We start from the raw sequence: 19,251 nt of genomic DNA on the forward strand, positions 1-19,251 counted from the left end.
TTTGTAGTGCCGCGCCAGGCGCGGAAATGGCATTACCGAAACGGCCCCTGCCTAGCATGGCGCGGCGCTACATCCGGATTTGATCCTGGGAAGGCCCCTGCCGAGCATGGCTCGGCGCTACATCCGGATTTGATCCTGGGAAGGCCCCTGCCGAGCATGGCTCGGCACTACATCAACAAAAACGGAGCGCTTTCGCGCTCCGTTTTTCGTACCAGCAACTACCGCAGCTGCAATCAGAGGCGGCTGGCGATGGCCTGGGCGAAGCCCATGGTGGAGCCGTTGCCGCCCAGGTCGCCGGTCAGCGAATCCTTGGCTTCCATCGTGGCAACGATGGCCTTGCGCAGGCGCTCGGCGTTTTCCGGCTGGCCGACATGGTCCAGCATCTGTGCAGCGCCCAGCAGCAGCGCGACCGGGTTGGCCTTGCCCTGACCGGCGATGTCCGGTGCGGTGCCGTGCACGGCTTCGAAGATGGCCGCATCAACACCGATGTTGGCACCCGGAGCCAGGCCCAGGCCGCCGACCAGACCAGCACACAGGTCGGAGATGATGTCGCCGAACAGGTTGGTGGTGACGATGATGTCGAACTGCTCCGGACGCATCACCAGCTGCATGCAGGCGTTGTCGACGATCATTTCCTGGAACTCGATCTCCGGGTACTTGGCGGCGACTTCGCGCGCCACGTCCAGGAACAGGCCCGAGGTCGACTTGATGATATTGGCCTTGTGCACGGCGGTGACCTTCTTGCGGCCGGTGCTCTTGGCCAGCTCGAAGGCGTAGCGCACGATGCGCTCGGAGCCCTTGCGGGTGATGCGGGTGCCGGAGAACGCGGTCTCGCCGTCGGCCGACACTTCCTGGCCTTCAGCCAGGTAGGCGCCTTCGGTGTTCTCACGCACCGTGATCATGTTGATGTTCTCGTAGCGCGACTTGGTGTTCGGGAACGAGATGGCCGGGCGCACGTTGGCGTACAGGTCGAACTGGCGACGCAGGGCAACGTTGATCGAGCTGAAACCGCCACCGACCGGCGTGGTCAGCGGGCTCTTCAGGGCGACCTTGTTCTTCTTGATCGACTCCAGGGTGGAAGCCGGGATCAGCTCACCATGCTTTTCCAGCGCGGCCAGGCCGGCGTCGGCGAACTCATAGCTCAGGCCAGCGCCCAGCTTGTCCAGCACGAACAGGGTGGCGTCCATGATTTCCGGGCCGATGCCATCGCCGCGGATGACGGTGATTGTCTGCGTCATTTCTAGGTATTCCGAACAGGGAGGAGGAATGCGCCATCCGGCTGCCCGGAACCCGGCGCGATTGAAAAGGTTTCAACTGTCAATTATGCCTGATCAGCCGCGCCAGCCCCAACTGGACGAAGGTCTGGGGTTCAGCTGTGCTCGTGCCCGGCCGGGGCCGCGGCCTCCCCGTTCTCCAGCTGGTCGAGGAAATCCACCGCCCGCCGCAGGTGCGGGATGACGATGGAGCCACCCACCACCAGGCCGACCGAGAAGGTCTCGAAGAACTCCTCGCGGCTGACCCCGACCTCCTTGCACTGGGCCACGTGGTAGCTGATGCAGTCATCGCAGCGCAGTACCATCGAGGCGACCAGGCCCAGCAGCTCCTTCGTCTTCACATCCAGCGCGCCGGCCTGGTAGGTCTGGGTATCGAGCGCGAAGAAGCGCCGCACCACCTGGTTGGGCTCGGCCAGGATGCGCTGGTTCATGCGCTGGCGGAATTCGGTGAATTCGGCCAGGCGGTCCTTTTCGTTGTCCGCGCTCATGCGCCCTGCCCGGCCAGCAACGGCTCCAGATTGCCTTCGCGGTGCAGCGCGATCATGTCGTCGTAGCCGCCCACATGAACGTCGCCGACGAAGATCTGCGGCACGCTGGTGCGCTTGGTCAGCGTCATCATCTTCTCGCGCGCGGCCGGGTCAAGATCAATCCGGACCTCGGTCCAGGACTGGTTCTTGCTCTTCAGGAAATTCTTGGCCGCTACGCAATACGGGCAGACGGCGGTGGAGTAGATGGTGATCTCCGGTGCACCGGTGCTGGATGAGGTTGTCACAACGAAACTCCTGGGTGGAAACATTGTCTATATATGGTACCGGTCGCGCGGATTAACGATGCCACCGACAGAACACAGCGGGTTAACCTGTGCTTCACACCCGCACCCCGCTTCCCCGTCATCCTCCGCCTTGCCACTACCCGGAGTCACCGCTTGCGCAACCTGCTGCTTGCCACCGCCATAACGCTGGCCCTGGCCACCCCGCTGTCCCGTGCCGATGAAAGCAAACTGCCCGATATCGGTTCGTCGGCGGGCGAGCTGCTGACCCCGGCACGGCAGGCGGAGTACGGCGGCATGATGCTGCGCGAACTGCGCAACTACGGCTACCTGCTGGACGACCCGCTGGTGGCCGACTGGCTCACGACCATGGGCACCCGGCTTGGCTCCAACAGTGCCCAGCCGCAGCAGAAGTACACGTTCTTCATGATGAAGGACCGGCAGATCAATGCGTTTGCCACATTGGGCGGCTACATCGGCATGAACGCCGGCCTGGTCCTGACCGCCGAGCGCGAGGACGAGGTGGCCGCGGTGCTGTCGCACGAAATCGCCCACGTCACCCAGCAGCATGTGCTGCGCGGGGTGGAACGTGCCCAGCGCGACCAGATCCCGATCCTGCTCGGCATGCTGGCGGCGGTGGTCGCCGCGCAGCAGGCCGGCGGCAACTCCTCCGGCGACGCCACCATGGCCGCGATCACCTCCGGCATGGGGCTGATGCAGCAGCGCCAGATCAACTTCACCCGCTCCAACGAGTCGGAGGCCGACCGCCTCGGCATCCGCACCCTGGCCCGCAGCGGCTATGACGTGGACGCCATGGCCGGCTTCTTCGAGCGCATGTCGGCAGCGATGCGCGGCAACGAAGGCGGCTATTCCACGCCGGATTTCCTGCGTACCCACCCGGTCAACATCACCCGCATCAGCGAAGCCAAGGCGCGCGCCGAGCAGATGAAGAAGGACACTGTCCTATTGACCACCCAGACCCCGACCGGGGTCCTGCAGGAGCGGGTCAATCCGTCAGTGCCCGATACCAGCAGCCCGCTGGGTGGCGGCAATCCGCTGCTGCCAGCCGGCCTGCAGCTGTCCCTGCCCGACAACAGCCTGCCACGTGGCGCCACCGGCCAGTTCGACTGGGCCCGCGAACGCCTGCGCGTGCTCAGTGCGCCAACCCCGTCGGAACTGGTGCGCGAATACGAAGGCCTCAAACGCAGCCAGAAGAATGGCCTCACCGACGCGCAACGCTATGGCGTGGCCATCGCCAGGCTGCGTGACGGCGGCGCCGGCGGCGTTGCCCAGGCCCTGCCGGAGCTGCTGCAGCTGCTGCAGGAATACCCGGGCAACCTGTGGATCAACCTGGCCGTGGGCGAGGCCGAATCACGCAGCGGTCGCCATGAAGACGCCAACCAGCGCTTCGATGCCCTGCTCAAGCGCCTGCCACAGAGCCGCCCGGTGGCCCTGACCTATGCGCAGGTGCTCAATGAGCAGGGTGGCGTCGCCGCCGGCCAGCGCGCGCAGGCCATGCTGCGGCCACTGCTGGCCCGTTCCAGCGACGACCCGGTGTTCCAGGCCACCTTCGCCCGCGCCAGCGAACTGGCCGGCGACAGCACCCGCGCCAGCGAGGGGTATGCCGAGGCTGCGTACCTGAATGGACGGCCGGAACAGGCGTTGATCCAATTCCAGGCCCTGCTCAAACAACCCGGGCTGGACTACGTGAGCCGCGCACGGGTGGATGCCCGCATCGAGTCGATCATGCCGACTGTGCTGGAAATGCGCCGGCTCGGCGTGCAGGACCCGGAAATGTCACGAAAGTGAACCTGCCAGCGACATTTCCGGGGTTTAGCCTCCACCAATGTCACAAACCCGTCATCAAACCGTAGTCTACTGAGCACATCCCTTATTGATGGGCATTCCGGTAGGCGCCACGTGCAGAAACGTATCCTGATTGTCGATGACGAACCCGCGATCCGTGACATGGTCGCCTTCGCCCTGCGCAAGGGTGAGTACGACCCGGTCCATGCCGGCGACGCCCTCGAAGCGCAGACCGCCATTGCCGACCGGGTACCGGACATGATCCTGCTGGACTGGATGCTGCCCGGCACCAGCGGCCTCGAACTGGCCCGCCGCTGGCGCAAGGAAGTCCTCACCCGCGATGTGCCGATCATCATGCTCACCGCACGCGGTGAAGAAAATGATCGCGTCGGCGGCCTGGAAGCTGGCGTCGACGACTATGTGGTCAAGCCGTTCTCGGCGCGCGAACTGCTGGCCCGCATCCGTGCGGTGATGCGTCGCACCCGCGACGATGACGAAGACGGCAGCGTCGGCGTTGGCAACATCCGCATCGACGGCGCAGCCCACCGCGTCTTCGCCGGCGATGTACCGGTGCCGATCGGCCCCACCGAGTATCGCCTGCTGCATTTCTTCATGACCCACCCGGAGCGCGTCTACACCCGCTCGCAGCTGCTCGACCATGTCTGGGGCGGCAGCGTGTATGTGGAAGAGCGCACCATCGACGTGCATATCCGCCGCCTGCGCAAGACGCTGGAACCCTTTGGTGCCGAGAACATGGTGCAGACCGTGCGCGGTGCCGGCTATCGCTTCTCCGCCGCCACCTGAACCGTGGCGGCCACGCGGTCGCAGGCGATGCTATAACCCGGGACACCCCCGACGGATCCACCCAGTACCACCGAGAGCGCAATGCCCCGCCAATTCCGATCTGCCTGGTTGAAGACGCTGGCCACCGTGGCCGCGTTGTTGTTGCTGGCATGGGGGCTGGGGGCGTTGCTGGGCCATCCCGCCCTGAGCGTGGCGATCACCGCCATGGCGATCCTGACCTGGCATTACTGGCGCCTGCGCCAGCTGCTGTTGCGGCTGACCGCCCGCCAGCGCTGGGACACGCCGCAAGGCGTGGGCGTCTGGAACGAGCTGGACCGCCTGCTGTCACGCAACCAGCAGGAAATGCGCGCGCGCAAGCGCCGTCTGGTCGAAATGCTGCGCAGCTACCGCGCCGCCGCCGCCGCGCTGCCCGATGCGGTGGTGGTGGTCGATCGCAACACCCAGCGCGTGCAATGGTTCAACGAAGCCGCGACCGCCCTGCTCGGCCTGCAGCATCCGGCCGACATGGAGGCTGCGCTGGTGCCCCGCCTGCAGCCGCTGCCGTTGGCCCATTGGCTGGCCGGTGGCCGCAATGCCGAACCCATCCTGGATGCGAATTCGCCGGTCGATCCGGCCATCCGCTTGCATATGCGCCTGATCCCCTACTCGGATCACCATTGGCTGCTGGTCGCGCGTGACGTGACCAAGCTGCTGCACCTGGAACAGGTGCGCCGCGACTTCGTCGCCAATGTCTCTCACGAGCTGCGCACGCCGCTGACCGTGGTGCACGGCTACCTGGACATGATGGACCCGGAGGATTTCCCCGATACCGGGCCGATGCTGTCGGAGATGCGCAAGCAATCGCAGCGCATGGCGCAACTGGTCGAAGACCTGTTGACCCTGTCACGGCTGGAATCCCAGCAACATACCGAGCTGGAAACGGTGGGCATGACCTCGATGCTGGCATCGCTGCGGCGCGAAGCCGAAGCACACAGCCAGGGCCGCCACACCATTGTCGTCGAGGACCTGGCCGGGGTGGATCTGGCAGGCTCGAACAAGGAACTGCACAGCGCCTTCTCCAACCTGCTGACCAATGCCGTGCGCTACACCCCGGCCGGTGGCCGCATCACCTTGACCTTCAGCCGCGAGGGCAATGGCGCGGTACTGGCGGTCACCGACACCGGTTATGGCATCCCGGCCAATCACCTGCCGCGCCTGACCGAGCGCTTCTACCGTGTTTCCAGCAGCCGTTCGCGCGAAAGCGGCGGCACCGGGCTGGGCCTGTCCATCGTCAAACACATTCTTGGCCTGCACCAGGCACGCCTGGAAATCCGCAGCGAAGTCGGCCAGGGCAGCACCTTTGCCTGCCACTTCGACGCCGAGCATGTACGCCCGCGCAATGCATCCCCCTCGCCCTTGTCCATGGAAGACTTTCCGGCATGACTCCTCCTCCGCCCCCCGCCACGCCCGCTGTCGGCACCGATCCCCTGCGTGATCCGTCGCTGTACATCAACCGGGAACTGTCACAGCTGGATTTCAACTTCCGCGTGCTGGCCCAGGCGATGGATGAGCAGGTGCCATTGCTGGAGCGGCTGCGCTTCCTGTGCATCTCCTGCACCAACCTGGACGAGTTCTTCGAAATCCGCGCGGCGGCGGTACGCCATGCGCAGGAATTCGGCCTGCCACCGGCACCGGACGGGATGAGCCCGCAGGCCATCCTCAACGCCATCCATGACCGCGCCGCCGAACTGGTGGACCAGCAGTACCGCTGCTGGAACCAGGTGCTGCGTCCGGCCCTGGGCGAGGCCGGCGTCGGCATCCTCGCCAACAAGACCTGGACCCCGCGCCAACGCCGTTGGCTGCGCGCCTACTTCCGCAACGAGATCATGCCGGTGCTGTCGCCGCTCGGCCTGGACCCGTCACACCCGTTCCCGAAGATCCTCAACAAGTCGCTGAACATCGTCGTCGTGCTGAAGGGCACCGACGCCTTCGGTCGCGCCGGCCACCTGGCACTGGTGCGTGCACCGCGTTCACTGCCGCGCATCATCCAGCTGCCCGAGTCGCTGGGCGGCCCACAGAACTTCGTGCTGCTGTCGGCGGTGTTGTCGGCCTTCGTCGATGAGCTGTTCCCGGGCATGGATGTGCAGGGCGCCTACCAGTTCCGCGTCACCCGCAACTCCGAACTGGTGGTGGACGAGGAAGAAGTGGAGAACCTGGCGCTGGCGCTGCGCGATGAGCTGGTCGACCGCGGCTATCGCCCGGCGGTACGTCTGGAGATCGCCCACGACTGTCCCAAGCCCATCATGCAGACCCTGCTGCAGAATTTCGGCCTGTCCGAAAACGCGGCTTACCGCATCGATGGCCCGGTCAACCTCAACCGCGTCATCCAGGTGTATGACCTGTTGCAGCGCGCGGACCTGAAGTACCCGCCGATGACCCCGCGCGTGTTCAAGTCGCCCGAGGGCATCTTCGAGACCGCCGCACAGGGCGACGTACTGCTGCACCATCCGTTTGATTCCTTCAGCACCGTGCTGGAGCTGATCCGCGAGGCCGCGGTCGATCCCAACGTACTGGCGATCAAGCAGACGCTGTACCGCACCGGCAAGGACTCGGGCATTGTCGAGGCGCTGATCCTGGCCGCGCGCAACGGCAAGGACGTCACCGTCGTGGTCGAACTGCGCGCGCGCTTCGATGAGGAAGCCAACCTCGGCCTGGCTGACCGCCTGCAGGATGCAGGCGTGCAGGTTGTCTACGGCGTGGTCGGCTACAAGACCCACGCCAAGATGCTGCTGATCGTGCGCCGCGAGGGCCGCAAGCTGCGCCGCTACGTGCACCTGGGCACCGGCAACTACCACAGCGGCACCGCCCGCGCGTATACCGACCTGAGCCTGATCACTGCCGACGCCGACATTGGCAACGATGTGCACCTGTTGTTCCAGCAACTCTCGGGGCTGGCCCCTAAGATGAAGCTCAAGTGCCTGCTGCAATCACCCTTCACCCTGCACGCAGGCCTGATCAAGCGCATCGAGCGCGAGACCAGGCTGGCCCAGGAAGGCAAACCGGCGCGCATCATCGCCAAGATGAACGCCCTCAACGAGGCGCAGGTGATCCGCGCCCTGTACGCGGCCTCGCAGGCCGGCGTGCAGATCGACCTGATCGTGCGCGGTGCCTGCACCCTGCGCCCGGGCGTGGAAGGCGTATCGGACAACATCCGCGTGCGTTCGATTGTTGGGCGCTTCCTCGAACACAGCCGCGTCTACTGGTTCGGCAACAACGGCGCGCCCGAGCTGTACTGCGCCAGCGCCGACTGGCTGGAGCGCAACCTGCTGCGACGCGTGGAAACCTGCTTCCCGATCCTGGATACCGATCTGTCCCGGCGCATCTACCGCGAAGTGCTGCAGAACTACCTGGACGACAACCTCAATGCCTGGGACCTGCAGGAAGACGGCCGCTACATCAAGAGCACGCCCGCGCCTGGCCAGCCGCCACATTCGGCGCAGCAGGCATTGATGGAAGGGCTGTAACCAGCAGCTACCGGGAACAAGTGACAGGAACCAGTGCAACAGCGGGCATCCGCCCGCTTTCACTGGTTCCTACGTGGGCGACCGTTAGCGTCTGGGCCACTCGCCGCAGATTGCGCCGCCACTGGTTCCCGGACCCCGCATCTATGTCCCTGGTTACTTCATCCGCTACCATTCCGCCATGCCCCAGTCCTCTCTGACCCCACCGCCCCTGCAGGACGGCGACCTGCTGGCCGCCATCGATCTGGGCTCCAACAGTTTCCACATGGTCATCGCACGCTACCTGCTCGGGCAGCTGCGGGTTGTCGACCGCCTGCGCGAAACCGTACGCATGGCCGATGGCCTGGATGGCAAGGGCGGTCTGTCGCCCGAAGCCCGCCAGCGCGCACTGGAATGCCTGGCCCGTTTCGGCCAACGCATCCGCAACATCCCGCCCTACCGCGTGCGCGCCCTGGCCACCAATACCGTGCGTCAGCTGCGCTCGCCGCTGACGTTCCTGATGCCGGCCGAAACCGCGCTCGGCCACGCCATCGAAGTGGTCAGTGGCCGCGAAGAGGCGCGCCTGATCTACCTCGGCGTTGCCCATGCGCAGCCGCCCAAGCCCGACCAGCACCGGCTGGTGATCGACATCGGCGGCGGCTCCACCGAGTTCATCATCGGCCAAGGCATGCAGACGCTGGAGCGCGAAAGCCTGCAGGCCGGCTGCATCGCCAGCACCAGGCGCTTCTTCCCCGGCGGCAAGCTGAGCAAGAAGCGCTGGAAGGACGCACTCACCGAGATCGGCGCCGAATTCCAGCCCTTCGCCAACAAGTACAAGGCGCTGGGCTGGCAGGAAGCACTGGGCTCGTCCGGCACCCACAAGGCGATCAGCGAGATCTGCGCAGCGATGAAGCTGAGCAAGGGCGCGATCACCGCCGAAGCGCTGCCGCAACTGCGCGAGGAACTGCTGCGCGCCAAGAACATCAACGAGATCGTGTTGCCGACGCTGTCCAACGAGCGCCGCCCGATCATCGCCGGTGGCGTACTCGTGCTGGAAGCCGCGTTCCAGGCCTTGGGCCTGCAGAAGCTGCTGGTCAGCAAGGCGGCGATGCGCGAAGGCATCCTCTACGACATCATGGGTCGCGCCAACGACAACGATCCGCGTGACGAGTCGGTGGCCGCGCTGACCCAGCGTTACGCCATTGACGAAGCCCAGGCGCAGCGTGTGGAAGCCACCGCGCAGCGCTTGTTCGAACAGGTATCCGACGCCTGGAAGCTGGATGTCGACGATGCCCGCATGCTGGGCTGGGCCGCACGCCTGCACGAGCTCGGTTTGATGATCGCGCACAGCGGATACCACACCCACGGCAGCTACGTGATCGAGCACTCGGACATCGCCGGCTTCTCGCGGCAAGAGCAGCAGATGCTGGCCGCGCTGATCCGCACCCATCGCCGCGGCATCCCCAAGAGCGCCTTCGAGGCCCTGCCCGAGCGCCTGTTGCTGCCGGCCAAACGCACGGCGGCAATACTGCGGCTGGCGGTACTGCTGCACCGCGCCCACGAGTCCGACCCGATCCCGACCCTGGAGCTGTCCGTAGACGGCAATGCCCTGTCGCTGATCCTGTCCAAGGACTACATCGACGCCCGCCCGCTGCTGCGCGCGGATCTGGTCGGCGAGGCAGAAGGCATGACCGGGCTGGGTTTCAGCTTCCGCCCGTTCGTGGCGTGAGCGGCACCCGCTCACACCACTGATGCGGGCGTCCACGCCCACGCGCGACAGACAAAACCACGGCCCTTCGCATGCCGTGGTTTTCGTCATCCATGGCCGTCATAAAGCGGTCAGATCACAGTAACAGGTGCTTCATCGGCTACGCGCATCCTCGCCAAAAACCGGGAGCCAGCCATGCGCTTTGCGATCGTCACCGAGACCTATCCGCCAGAGGTCAATGGCGTTGCCTTGACCGTGCAGGGACTGGAACACGGCCTGCGCAGCCGCGGCCACGACGTCGATGTCGTACGCCCGCGCCAGCAGCAGGAAGGCGCCGGCGGCGCCCACGAGATGCTCGTGCGCGGCGCAGGCCTGCCGCGTTATCCCGGCCTGCGTTTCGGCCTGCCGGCACCGTTGCGGCTGGCCCGGCAATGGCAACAACAACGTCCGGACGCGATCTACGTGGCCACGGAAGGCCCGTTGGGATGGTCGGCCATGCGCACCGCGCGGCGGCTCGGTATCCCGGTCGCTTCAGGCCTGCACACACGTTTTGACGAATACCTGCCCGACTATGGCGCTGCCTGGTTGCAGGGCACCGCACTGCGCTGGATGCGGCGCTTTCACAATCAGGCAGAAGCCACCTTGGTTCCCACCCGCGAGTTGCAGCAGTTCCTTCTGGACAACGGTTTCTCCCGAGCGCGGTTGCTCGCGCGCGCGGTGGATGGCAGTCAGTTCGACCCAAACAAGCGCGATGCTGCCCTGCGCGCCGACTGGGGCATCGAAGGCGAAGGCTTTGCGGTGATCTACGTCGGCCGCATCGCCGCGGAGAAGAATCTGGGCTTGGCCATCAAGGCATTCCGCCGCATCCAACAACACCGGCCGAAGGCACGCTTTGTCTGGGTCGGCGACGGCCCGATGCGCGAGAAGCTGGCCGAGCAGAATCCGGACTTCATTTTCTGCGGTGTGCAACGCGGCGAGGCATTGGCACGGCATTTCGCCAGCGGCGACCTGTTCCTGTTCGCCAGCCGCAGCGAAACCTTCGGCAACGTCACCCTGGAAGCCATGGCCAGCGGCGTGGCGACGGTGGCCTTCAACTACGGCGCGGCCCGCGAACACCTGCAAAGTGGACACAGCGGCGTTGCGGTCGACAACGACGAGAACTTCATCGCCGCCGCCGTGCAGCTGGCCAATGATGACGAAATGCGCACCACGCTTGGTGCTAATGCCAGCCGCGCGATGCAGCGCCTGCACCCGGAGCGGGTGGTCGCCGAATTCGAAGCACTGCTCAGCGAACTGGCCTCCCGGAGACGCTGCCATGCGATTGCTGCCGCCTGAAGGAATCGCCGCGCGCGAGGCACGCTGGTGCCGCCGCGCAAATCGCTACGGCCGCCGCCGAGGCATCCGCCGCCTGTTCTCGGTGCTGAGCCGGCTCGGCGATGGCGTGTTCTGGTACATGTTGATGGGCGCGCTGGTGTTGGCCGATGGCCTGGATGGCCTGCAGGCCTCGGCGCACATGGCTGCCACCGGCGTGCTGGCGCTGACCCTGTACAAGCTGCTCAAGCGCTGGACCCGGCGCCCGCGCCCATTTGCCGCAGACCTGCGCATCCGCGCCTGGGTGGCACCGCTGGATGAATACAGCTTCCCGTCCGGCCACACCCTGCATGCGGTGTCCTTCACCGTGGTGGCGCTGGCCTACTATCCCTGGCTGGCCCCGTTGCTGCTGCCCTTCACCGTCGGTGTAGCGCTGTCGCGGGTGGTACTGGGCTTGCATTACCCCAGCGATGTATTGGCTGCCACCGTCATCGGGGTGCTGCTGGGCGCGGGCTCGCTGCAGCTGTTGCCGCTGCTCGCAGGCTGATCAGGCTCTACAATGCGGGCATGACAACGCTGTTCATCTCCGACCTGCACCTGGACCCCAGCCGTCCAGCCATCACTGAGCTGTTCCTCGACTTCCTGCGCGGCGAAGCGCGGCAGGCTGAGGCGCTGTACATCCTGGGCGACCTGTTCGAAGCCTGGATCGGCGATGACACGCCTTCCAGCGCCGCCGATGCGGTCGCGCTGGCGCTGCGTGAAGTCAGCGACGCCGGTGTGCCGGTGTACTTCATCCGCGGCAACCGCGACTTCCTGCTGGGCAACGACTATGCCGCGCGCGCCGGCATGCGCATCCTGCCGGATCCCTCGGTGATCGAGCTCTACGGCAAGCCAGTGCTGCTGCAGCACGGCGACCTGCTGTGCACCGATGACGTCGCCTATCAGGCCTTCCGCGCACAGACCCGCAACCCGGCCTTCATCGCCCAGTTCCTGTCGCAGTCGCTGGAAGCACGCGTGGCCTTCGCGCAGAAAGCCCGTGCCGCCAGCCAGGCGCATCAATCGGAAATGAAGCAGGACGACAAGGCGACGTTTGAAACCGTCACCGATGTCGCAGCCGCCGAGGTGGTTGCCACCTTCCAGCGCTACGGCGTGGACACGATGATCCACGGTCACACCCATCGCCCCGCGATCCATACCGTGAACGCAGGCGAGCACAGCTTCACCCGCATCGTGCTGGGTGACTGGTACGAGCAGGGTTCGGTGTTGCGTGTGGATGCGGATGGCTTCCGCTTGGAAGCATTGGGCTGACGCTGCTTGTAGGAGCGGCGTAAGCCGCGAAGCTGGAGCAAAGAGAACCGCCAGAGTTGGCTGCAATCGCAGACCTTTCTGGCGGTTCTTGCATTTGCGGCTTCGCGGCTGACGCCGCTCCTACAAGGCTCGGCCATATGTTTTTTGGGAGCGGTGTGAGCCGCGAAGCTGGCACAAAAAAGCCGCCAGGCATGCCTGCAATTGCAGACCTGTCTGACGGCATTTGCTTTTGTGGCTTCGCGGCTGACGCCGCTCCTACAAACACGTGGGATCAGGGTGCCTCGACAGGCACCGACGGGTCGCGGGCGCAGCCCTTGAAGGTGTCCTTGCCCAGCACGAATTCAGCGGTGAACGGGTGTTTCAGGTCGGACATGCCGTCCGAGCACTCGGCACGCTGCACGGTCAGCCGGAAGGCTTCCTTCCCTTCCCCGCCCTGCACTACCAGCAAGCCATCCTGCAGCGCGCGGCTGCCTTCCAGATGCAGCGGGCTGGCCTGGGTTTCCGGGGTGCTGTAATCGAGCTTGGCACCGTCCACGCGTACACCCCAGAACGGCTCGGTGCCGGAGGCCTGCACGATGACCGGGAAATCATCCTTGGCAGCGGCTGCTTCAGCCGCTGCGACAGGCGCAGCCGGAGCCGGCGCCGTGGCGCTGGAATCAGCCGCAGGCTTGGGTCCGTTGCACGCCGACAATGCCACGGCCAGCGCGGCCAGCGTAAGAATCTGCTTCATCGTTTTCTCCTTGATTGCATCGTTGCCGATCGAGGACACCGTGACATGCGACTCGACCTGATGTTGGCGCATGCCCTTGCATCAACCCGTGAAAGACAGGGATACGGAAAGCCGCATCTGCCACGCCGATGGTGGAATGCAGGCAAGCTGGCCGTCAATCGGACACGGCCCGAGTTGCGGGAATCATTCATCGTTGCGCCCTGCCATGCCGACGGGAACAGGCGCCGCCAATGACGCGGCGGCCTGGGTCACCGCGCGCGGCATTCAACCGGCTTGTTCAACCAGATAGTCCAGTTCGTCTTCATCGAAACCGGCCAACAAGCGCGCTTCCAGATTGAAGGGCCCGCGCAGATAGCCACCGGCGTATTCGCCCAGCAGCTCCTTGAACCGCTTGCGTGGCTCGACACCAACGCGCGCGCAATACCAGTGGTACCAGCGCGTGCCGGCAGCGACGTGGGCCACCTCTTCGCGCAGGATCACCTCCAGCACGTCGGCAGTCGTTGCATCGCCCAGCGAACGCAGCTTGCTGATCATCGCCGGTGTCACATCCAGACCGCGCGCTTCCAGTACCCGCGGCACCAGGGCCATGCGTGCCAAGCCGTCGTGCGCGGTCTTCTCGCACATTTCCCACAGGCCGTTATGGGCGGGGAAATCGGCGTAGTCGTGGCCATGTGCCAACAGACGATCACGCAGCAATACGAAGTGGCGCGACTCATCATCGGCACAGCTCACCCAATCGGCGTAGAAACTGCCCGGCAGGCCGCGGAAGCGATACACCGCATCCCAGGCCAGGTCGATGGCATTGAGTTCGATATGGGCGATGGCGTGGATGAAGGCGGCGCGTCCATCCACCGAACCCAGGCCACGGCGCGGCAGGTCGCGCGGATGCACCAGCACCAGTTGCGGCGGGCGGCCCGGCGCGCGGATGGGGTCGGGCTGTGGCGCTTCTGCCGGCAGCTTCAATGTGCCTGCGCGATAGCGCGCGGCGTAGTGCTGGGTAAGTGCGACTTTCTCAAGCGGGTCGACGGCGGCCATGCAGATGCAGGCGGCGTCGAGCAGGGAGAAGTCGGCTGCTTCGGGCGGTGATAGGTAGCTTGTGTCTGCAGCTGCAGGCTGTGCTTGTTGCCGGTTCATGGGTGCTCGCACATTGCTGCTTCGTTCTGCCCTCGCCCCAACCCCCCTCCCGCAGGGAGAGGGGCTTTCAGATCAGGCGCGGCGCTGGGTCTTGGCTTCGTCCGAACGCAGTTGCTGGATGCGCTCGAAGTAACCCGGCTCGATGCCGGTGACGTATTCGCCGTTGAAGCAGGACGAATCGAATTCCTTCAGCTCCGGGTTGCCTTCACGCACGGCGACTTCCAGGTCTTCCAGGTCCTGGTAGACCAGCCAGTCGCAGCCCAGGTGCTTCTCGATTTCCTCGACGCTGCGGTTGTGCGCGACCAGTTCTTCGGCCGCCGGCATGTCGATGCCGTAGATGTTCGGGAAACGCACCGGCGGCGCGGCGCTGGCCAGGTAGACCTTGCGTGCGCCGGCATCGCGCGCCATCTGCACGATCTGCTGGCTGGTGGTGCCGCGCACGATGGAGTCATCGACCAGCAGCACCACGCGGTTGCGGAATTCCAGATGGATGGGGTTGAGCTTGCGGCGCACGGACTTCACCCGCTCACCCTGCCCCGGCATGATGAAGGTGCGGCCGACGTAGCGGTTCTTTACGAAGCCTTCGCGGTACTTCACGCCGAGCACGTTGGACATCTCCAGCGCGGCATCGCGCGAGGTGTCCGGGATCGGGATGATGGTGTCGATGTCATGGTCCGGACGCAGGCGCAGGATCTTCTCGCCCAGCTTCTGGCCCATGCGCATGCGCGCCTTGTGCACCGACACGTTGTCCATCATCGAGTCCGGGCGTGCGAAATACACGTACTCGAAGATGCACGGCGTCTGCTGGGTGTTGGTCGCGCAGATCTCGGTGAACAGCTCGCCGCGCTCGGTGATCACCACCGCTTCGCCCGGCGCCACATCGCGCATGCGCTCGAAGCCGAGCACGTCCAGCGCCACCGATTCGGAAGCCACGGCGTACTCGACGCCTTCGGCATGGTTGCGCTTGCCCAGCACCAGCGGACGGATGCCGTGCGGGTCGCGGAAGGCCACCAGGCCCAGGCCCAGCACCACGCTGACCACCGCATAACCGCCCTTGCAACGACGGTGCACGCCGGCCACGGCGCGGATCGCCGCTTCCGGGGTCAGCATGCGCTGTGCGTCCAACTCGTAGGCGAACACGTTCAACAGCACTTCGCTGTCCGAATCGGTATTGATGTTGCGGCGGTCGGCCTCGAACACCTGGCGACGCAGCGCCTCGGTATTGATCAGGTTGCCGTTGTGCGCCAGCGCGATGCCGTACGGCGAGTTGACGTAGAACGGCTGCGCCTCGTCGGTGCCTTCCGAACCTGCAGTCGGGTAGCGCACATGGGCAATGCCGATGCGCCCCTGCAGCAGCGCCATGCGGCGCTCGTCGAAAACATCACGGACCAGGCCGTTGGCCTTTTCCACCCGCAGGCGGGTGCCGTCAGCGGTAGCGATACCGGCCGCATCCTGGCCACGGTGTTGGAGGACGGTCAGGCCGTCATAAAGCTGCCCGGCGACGTTCTGGTTGCCGACGATTCCGACGATGCCACACATGTTGCGCGATCTCCGCTGGGCGATGCCCGTTAACGTGAAGGTGGCCGTGCCTGGCCTTGAGGCTCAACCCGTATCGGCTTGAGTTGACCCGGGCGCACCTGCGCCGGATCGATGTTGGAGGGCAACGCCCCCGCCGGGTCAGCTCGGCCTTGCTCTGCACTGCGCTGGCGGGGATCAAAACGCGTCCCTTCCAACGGCGCCGGTAGCAAGCCACTGCCCGCATCTGCTTCGTTCGGTCCGCCATTATCGCCTGCCAACACCGACTTACCCAAGTCCATCAGCGCCATTGCCGGCGATTCAGGTGGCTGTGGCAGCTTTTCACGCATCCAGCCAGCCATCGGCTGCAGCCACGGCACCACACTGGACTGGCGCCAACCCGGCTCCTGAGGCATCGAGGTGAAACCCAGCAGCAGTACCGCCAGCACCGCGAACAGCCCCCCGCGCACCACGCCCAACGCCAGGCCCAGCAGGCGATCCGGCCATTTCAGCAGCACCGTGGCATCGACCACGCCACGCAGCAGGCGCCCGACCAGGGTCGCCGCCAGCAACACGCCGATGAATACCAGCAGATAGCCGCCGATGTATTCGCCAGTGCTGGGCTGGCCTTGATCGGCCAGCAGCAGGGCAGCGCGCTCACCGTAGGAGAACGCGGCCGCAGCGGCCAACAGCCAGTTCACTACACCGAGCACGGTCGCCAACAGGCCGCGCATCAGTCCGAACAGGGCCGACACACAGATCAGCGCCAACAACAGCAGATCAATCACCGCAGACCCCGCACGTGAGGCGCAGCACTGCGCGACTGCTCGACGGGACGCAACGCCGCATCAAGGATGCGGGCGGACCATGCCGGCAATGCCGACCTTGGCCGCGACCTGCGCCTTGAGCTGTTCGGCCTGCTCGCGACTGGCAACGGGGCCAACACGGACACGGTTGAGCACGCCGTTATCGGTACGCACCTGTTCAACAAACGCACTGAAGCCGGCGGCACGCGCGCGATCACGCAGCGCATTGGCATCGGCGGCCTGGCCGAAGGCACCCAACTGCACGGCGAAACCCACGCCGCTGGCGGCCGGTGCAGCCGGGGTGGTAACCGCCGGCTTGGCCGGGGTTGCCGCTACCGGCTTGGCCGGTTCAGGCTTCGGTGCTTCCGGCTTGGGCGCTGCCGGTTTGGGCGCTGCCACGACCGGCTTGGCCGGCTCCGGCGGCAAGGCCTCGGTGCGCACCGGCGCAGTATTCGAGGCGGCCACAGGGGTGCTGCTGGTAGCCGGTGTGGCGGCAGCGGTCGGTGCAGCAACGGTGTTCTCGGCAGTGGCGTTGAGCACCACCACCTGCGCGTTCACGTCGTTGCGGACCTTGCCCGCTTCCAGCCGCACCAGCTCAGCCTGGGCACGATCGGCATACGGGCCGATGCGCACACGCCAAGCCTGGCGACCATTGATGGTGTCGGCCTGGCGGAAGCCCGGCAGATTGGATTTCTTCAGGTGCGCGATCACCGCATCGGCGTCGGCCTCGCTGCCGTAGGCACCAAAATTGACCGCGTAGTTGCCAGCGGCAGTCGCCGGCAGCAGGCCATTGGCCGGCGGCTCGACGGCGGCGGCCACGCCGGTTTCCGGTTGCGCGGCCGGCATGCCCAAGGCACCACCCGCCGGTGCACCCGGCGCGACCAGCGGTAACTCACGGGTCTCGAACTGGCCTTCGGCCGGTGCTGCGGGCGCGCTGAGCGGCACGTCCTGTACGCCACTGTCCGGTGCAGGCCCTTTGACCAGCATCGGCAGGAAGATCACGGCAAGCGCCACCAGAACGATGGCACCAATCAGTCGCTGTTTCAGAGGAGTTTCCACAATTGGCGTATGCGCGGCGCGGCGGAGTGCCCCGGTGATTATATGCGGGGCACGCGCGGCAACGTCTTAGTCAGCTGAACGGAGTACCGGCAGCGCCTCGGCCACCGTATGGAAGGAGCCGAACACCAGCACCCGGTCGCCTGGCCTGGCCTGGGCCAATGCAGCGTCCAGCGCCGCGCTGACGTTGGCGGACAAACCGGCCTCGGCGGCATGGGTCTGCGCCAGGCGTTCGCGCAGGTGTGCGGCGGTCTGCCCGCGCGCCCCTTCCAGCCCGGCCAGGAACCAGCCATCGACCTGCGGCTGCAGGGCTTCGACTACTCCCACGGCGTCCTTGTCGGCCAGCGCGGCATACACGGCCAGCGTGCGCCCCTGCACCGGTTCGGCCTTCAATGCCGCGGCCAGCGCAGCAGCAGCCTGCGGGTTGTGGCCGACATCCAGCAACACCTCCACATCACCGCGCTGGAAGCGCTGCAGGCGCCCGGCGACATGCGCATCGGCAATGCCCTGCGCCCACGCCGTGCGCGGCACCGGCTTGTCCAAGGCGCGCAGCGCAGCGACCGCAGTGGCGGCATTGTTGCGCTGGATAGGCGCCCACAATGCCGGCTGCGGCAGTTCCAGGCGGAACGAGACATCACGCCAGCGCCACAGTTCGCCATCAATGTCCTCGGCGAAGAAGTCGCTGCCGAAGCGGATCGCATTGGCACCGAGCACGTAGGCGCGACGCAGCACGCTGGAGGGCGGATCGATCTCGCCGAGGATCAGCGGCTTCCAGCCGCGGATGATGCCGGCCTTCTCCTGGCCGATGGCTTCGCGATCGGCGCCCAGCCAGTCGGCGTGGTCGATATCTACAGTGGTGATCACCGCCACATCGGCGTCGATGATGTTGACTGCGTCCAGCCGTCCACCGAGGCCGACTTCAAGCACGGCCAAGTCCAGGCCGGCCTGCTGGAACAGCCACAGCGCACACAAGGTGCCGTATTCGAAATAGGTCAACGCGGTGTCGCCACGGGCGTCTTCGACCGCATTGAAGCCGGCCACCAGGCTGGCGTCATCCACATCCTTGCCATCGATGCGCACGCGCTCGTTGTAGCGCAGCAGGTGCGGCGAGGTATAGGCACCTACCTTCCACTCCGCCGCGCGGGCAATAGACTCGATGAAGGCCACGGTCGAGCCCTTGCCATTGGTGCCGCCGACCACGATGCAGTGCTCCGACGGCCGCCCCAACTGCATGCGCTGGGCAACCTCGCGCACGCGCTCCAAGCCCATTGCGATGGCTTGCGGGTGCTGCTGTTCGATATGGGCGAGCCACTGTTCAAGCGTGGCGGGACGGGCGGAAGACATGCGGAAGACTCTCGGGATCATGGGCCGGCACTGGAAGCCGGCTGCGCGTTGCGCGCGGGAATGGCGCCCATGATACAGCGGCGGCTGCACGTGGCCGCCAAGCTTGCCGGCATGTCATACCGGGCCCGCGTGTAGTGGCGCGCCCAGGGAGGGAGTGGGGTGAACCGTGTGGGCTGACCCGAGACTGGGTGGGCTGCACAGGGGCGG

17 protein-coding genes are annotated in these 19,251 nt (G+C 65.9%); 8 read left to right on the forward strand and 9 right to left on the reverse strand.

The features are described 5' to 3' along the window. Nucleotides 1–233: 233 nt before the first annotated feature. From ACVOLI_RS17245 to grxC, 3 genes are all read right to left on the reverse strand, one after another. Nucleotides 234–1,238, reverse strand: a complete 1,005-nt coding sequence (locus tag ACVOLI_RS17245) for an isocitrate dehydrogenase (protein WP_282269697.1) — start codon at nt 1,236–1,238, stop codon at nt 234–236. A gap of 131 nt (nt 1,239–1,369) precedes the next feature. Further along, on the reverse strand, nt 1,370–1,762 hold the full coding sequence (locus ACVOLI_RS17250; protein WP_481615340.1) for a carboxymuconolactone decarboxylase family protein: 393 nt from the start codon (nt 1,760–1,762) through the stop codon (nt 1,370–1,372). Further along, a complete protein-coding gene (grxC, locus tag ACVOLI_RS17255; protein ID WP_481615341.1) occupies nt 1,759–2,070 on the reverse strand; it encodes a glutaredoxin 3 in 312 nt (103 codons plus the stop codon). The genes ACVOLI_RS17250 and grxC overlap by 4 nt, the downstream gene beginning before the upstream one ends. Nucleotides 2,071–2,199: 129 nt before the next feature. On the opposite strand from grxC, the gene ACVOLI_RS17260 reads away from it, so the two are divergent. The 8 genes from ACVOLI_RS17260 (at nt 2,200) to lpxH (ending at nt 12,459) form a co-directional block, all read left to right on the forward strand. After that, nucleotides 2,200–3,852: a M48 family metalloprotease gene (locus ACVOLI_RS17260; protein ID WP_481615342.1), complete on the forward strand. Its 1,653-nt coding sequence runs from the start codon at nt 2,200–2,202 to the stop codon at nt 3,850–3,852. Between the two features lie 111 nt (nt 3,853–3,963). Then, nucleotides 3,964–4,653, forward strand: coding sequence for a phosphate regulon transcriptional regulator PhoB (gene phoB, locus ACVOLI_RS17265; RefSeq protein ID WP_282269705.1), 690 nt, complete (start codon nt 3,964–3,966; stop codon nt 4,651–4,653). 81 nt (nt 4,654–4,734) lie between these two features. Beyond that, nucleotides 4,735–6,075, forward strand: a complete 1,341-nt coding sequence (gene phoR / locus ACVOLI_RS17270; protein ID WP_481615343.1) for a phosphate regulon sensor histidine kinase PhoR — start codon at nt 4,735–4,737, stop codon at nt 6,073–6,075. Continuing rightward, on the forward strand, nt 6,072–8,156 hold the full coding sequence (gene ppk1, locus ACVOLI_RS17275; RefSeq protein ID WP_481615344.1) for a polyphosphate kinase 1: 2,085 nt from the start codon (nt 6,072–6,074) through the stop codon (nt 8,154–8,156). Before phoR ends, ppk1 begins: the two co-directional genes overlap by 4 nt. A gap of 178 nt (nt 8,157–8,334) precedes the next feature. Then, nucleotides 8,335–9,861, forward strand: a complete 1,527-nt coding sequence (ppx, locus tag ACVOLI_RS17280) for an exopolyphosphatase (RefSeq protein ID WP_296253290.1) — start codon at nt 8,335–8,337, stop codon at nt 9,859–9,861. Between the two features lie 174 nt (nt 9,862–10,035). Then, a complete protein-coding gene (locus ACVOLI_RS17285) occupies nt 10,036–11,175 on the forward strand; it encodes a glycosyltransferase family 4 protein (RefSeq protein WP_296253294.1) in 1,140 nt (379 codons plus the stop codon). Further along, nucleotides 11,156–11,698: a phosphatase PAP2 family protein gene (locus ACVOLI_RS17290; protein ID WP_481615345.1), complete on the forward strand. Its 543-nt coding sequence runs from the start codon at nt 11,156–11,158 to the stop codon at nt 11,696–11,698. The genes ACVOLI_RS17285 and ACVOLI_RS17290 overlap by 20 nt, the downstream gene beginning before the upstream one ends. Nucleotides 11,699–11,718: 20 nt before the next feature. After that, nucleotides 11,719–12,459 carry a UDP-2,3-diacylglucosamine diphosphatase gene (lpxH, locus tag ACVOLI_RS17295; protein ID WP_282269719.1) on the forward strand — a complete coding sequence of 247 codons (741 nt, stop codon included), beginning with the start codon at nt 11,719–11,721 and terminating at the stop codon, nt 12,457–12,459. 271 nt (nt 12,460–12,730) lie between these two features. Here the strand turns inward: lpxH and ACVOLI_RS17300 are convergent, their stop codons facing one another. From ACVOLI_RS17300 to folC, 6 genes are all read right to left on the reverse strand, one after another. Further along, entirely contained in the window at nt 12,731–13,189 is a 459-nt protein-coding gene (locus ACVOLI_RS17300; protein ID WP_481615346.1) for a COG3650 family protein, read from the reverse strand. A 264-nt stretch (nt 13,190–13,453) separates the two neighbouring features. After that, complete coding sequence (locus tag ACVOLI_RS17305; protein ID WP_296251952.1) at nt 13,454–14,224, reverse strand: ferritin-like domain-containing protein; 771 nt, start codon at nt 14,222–14,224, stop codon at nt 13,454–13,456. A gap of 171 nt (nt 14,225–14,395) precedes the next feature. Then, nucleotides 14,396–15,862, reverse strand: coding sequence for an amidophosphoribosyltransferase (gene purF, locus ACVOLI_RS17310; protein ID WP_296251928.1), 1,467 nt, complete (start codon nt 15,860–15,862; stop codon nt 14,396–14,398). Nucleotides 15,863–15,891: 29 nt separating this feature from the next. Then, the gene (locus ACVOLI_RS17315; RefSeq protein ID WP_481615347.1) at nt 15,892–16,626 is read right to left on the reverse strand and encodes a CvpA family protein; all 735 of its coding nucleotides are present in this window, start codon (nt 16,624–16,626) and stop codon (nt 15,892–15,894) included. Nucleotides 16,627–16,686: 60 nt separating this feature from the next. Beyond that, the gene (locus ACVOLI_RS17320; protein ID WP_481615348.1) at nt 16,687–17,703 is read right to left on the reverse strand and encodes an SPOR domain-containing protein; all 1,017 of its coding nucleotides are present in this window, start codon (nt 17,701–17,703) and stop codon (nt 16,687–16,689) included. A gap of 66 nt (nt 17,704–17,769) precedes the next feature. Continuing rightward, nucleotides 17,770–19,044, reverse strand: coding sequence for a bifunctional tetrahydrofolate synthase/dihydrofolate synthase (gene folC, locus ACVOLI_RS17325; RefSeq protein WP_481615349.1), 1,275 nt, complete (start codon nt 19,042–19,044; stop codon nt 17,770–17,772). Nucleotides 19,045–19,251: the final 207 nt, after the last annotated feature.

It is taken from the genome of Stenotrophomonas sp. STEN029, from assembly GCF_056760015.1.

What these genes read in the sequence shown, in the direction of transcription:
- ACVOLI_RS17245 (WP_282269697.1), bottom strand. Translation starts at nt 1,238, where the DNA reads ATGACGCAGACAATCACCGTCATCCGCGGCGATGGCATCGGCCCGGAA.
- ACVOLI_RS17250 (WP_481615340.1), bottom strand. Translation starts at nt 1,762, where the DNA reads ATGAGCGCGGACAACGAAAAGGACCGCCTGGCCGAATTCACCGAATTC.
- grxC (WP_481615341.1), bottom strand. Translation starts at nt 2,070, where the DNA reads ATGTTTCCACCCAGGAGTTTCGTTGTGACAACCTCATCCAGCACCGGT.
- phoR (WP_481615343.1), top strand. Translation starts at nt 4,735, where the DNA reads ATGCCCCGCCAATTCCGATCTGCCTGGTTGAAGACGCTGGCCACCGTG.
- ppk1 (WP_481615344.1), top strand. Translation starts at nt 6,072, where the DNA reads ATGACTCCTCCTCCGCCCCCCGCCACGCCCGCTGTCGGCACCGATCCC.
- ppx (WP_296253290.1), top strand. Translation starts at nt 8,335, where the DNA reads ATGCCCCAGTCCTCTCTGACCCCACCGCCCCTGCAGGACGGCGACCTG.
- ACVOLI_RS17285 (WP_296253294.1), top strand. Translation starts at nt 10,036, where the DNA reads ATGCGCTTTGCGATCGTCACCGAGACCTATCCGCCAGAGGTCAATGGC.
- ACVOLI_RS17290 (WP_481615345.1), top strand. Translation starts at nt 11,156, where the DNA reads ATGCGATTGCTGCCGCCTGAAGGAATCGCCGCGCGCGAGGCACGCTGG.
- lpxH (WP_282269719.1), top strand. Translation starts at nt 11,719, where the DNA reads ATGACAACGCTGTTCATCTCCGACCTGCACCTGGACCCCAGCCGTCCA.
- ACVOLI_RS17300 (WP_481615346.1), bottom strand. Translation starts at nt 13,189, where the DNA reads ATGAAGCAGATTCTTACGCTGGCCGCGCTGGCCGTGGCATTGTCGGCG.
- ACVOLI_RS17305 (WP_296251952.1), bottom strand. Translation starts at nt 14,224, where the DNA reads ATGGCCGCCGTCGACCCGCTTGAGAAAGTCGCACTTACCCAGCACTAC.
- purF (WP_296251928.1), bottom strand. Translation starts at nt 15,862, where the DNA reads ATGTGTGGCATCGTCGGAATCGTCGGCAACCAGAACGTCGCCGGGCAG.
- folC (WP_481615349.1), bottom strand. Translation starts at nt 19,044, where the DNA reads ATGTCTTCCGCCCGTCCCGCCACGCTTGAACAGTGGCTCGCCCATATC.